We start from the raw sequence: 1,259 nt of genomic DNA, 5'->3' as shown, positions 1-1,259 counted from the left end.
TGAAGTGGTCTCGGTTGTTCGGACCGTTTCGCGGCACATTTAAGGTGTATCCAGTTTGATTTTCATGCCGCCAGTTTCGTCTGTTCGTGATCCCAATATGCCTCTTTGGGCGTCCGGTATTCAAGGGATGAATGTGGACGCTGGGTATTATAGAAGCGGATCCAGTTTTTAATCACCTGCTTTGCCTTGAAGCCGTCGGTAATCTCTTCCAGATAAACCGCCTCCTGCTTGAGCGATCGCCAGAGCCGTTCGATGAAGATATTGTCGAGATAGCGGCCACGTCCGTCCATGGAGATGCGAACGTCATGGTCTTTCAGCACAGTGATCCAGTCGGCGCCGGTAAACTGGCTTCCTTGGTCCGTATTCATGATCTCCGGCGGCCCGTATTTGGCAATGGCCTCCTGCAGAGCTTCAACGCAGAAATCCGCGTGCATAGTGTTCGACAGGCGCCAGCTCAAAACTTTCCGGCTGTGCCAGTCCATAATCGCCACCAGATACAGAAAGCCGTGCTTCACCGGGATAAATGTAATATCCGAGCACCAGACTTGGTTGGGTCGGTTGATATCCAGCTTCCTCAACAGATAGGGATAGACCGGGTGATGGGGGTGCGGCTGGCTGGTTCTGGGGCGTTTGTAAATCGTTTGCAATCCCATCAGGCGCATCAATCGCCGGACACGGTGGCGGCCGACAGCCATTCCTTGCCTTCTCAGATAGGCCGCGATCTGGCGGCTGCCGAAGAACGGATACTGGGTGAATACCCTGTCGATGGCCTTCATCACCGCCAGCGTATCGGGATCAATCCCAAGCGGGCAGTAATAAAAGGCGGACCGGCTCAGCTTCACTAACTTGCATTGCCGGCGGATGCTCAGATCCGGATGATCGCGGCGGATCAGTCCTCTCTTCTCGGCGGGGCTCATTTCTTGAGCCCTTGCGCTAAAAAATCATTCTCAATGGTCAGCCTCCCGATCTTGGCATGCAACTCCTTGATCTCGGCATCGCTCGGCCCTGACGGTTTGCCTCCCCTTGAAAACAGATCTGCCATCCCCTCCATCGCCTGGCGTTTCCAGGTGCTAACCTGATTGGGATGCACTTGGTATTTAGCGGCGATCTCCTGGATCGTCTTGTCTCCGCGCAGGGCTTCAAGGGCTACTTTGGCTTTGAATTGATCGGTAAAGTTTCGGCGTTTCGCCATTCTTGTCGTCCTTCTTATCGAGAAGGATACACCTTAGCAGATGGTCCGATTTTCTAGGACCACTTCA

The 1,259-nt window shown here is 53.9% G+C and carries 1 protein-coding gene; it reads right to left on the bottom strand.

Annotated features, from left to right (window positions below; translation table 11 throughout):
* Window positions 1-62: 62 nt before the first annotated feature.
* Window positions 63-1,192 (bottom strand): IS3 family transposase gene (locus DFP90_RS22620; RefSeq protein WP_245957155.1). Its coding sequence is split into 2 segments (ribosomal slippage): window positions 63-919 and window positions 919-1,192, totalling 1,131 coding nucleotides; the frame shifts between segments, so codons are not numbered across the junction.
* Between the last annotated feature and the right edge of the window lie 67 nt (window positions 1,193-1,259).

The organism is Aestuariispira insulae (assembly GCF_003385955.1).
GTDB classification, from domain to species: domain Bacteria; phylum Pseudomonadota; class Alphaproteobacteria; order UBA8366; family Aestuariispiraceae; genus Aestuariispira; species Aestuariispira insulae.
This window is presented reverse-complemented; position numbering and strand designations above follow the sequence as displayed.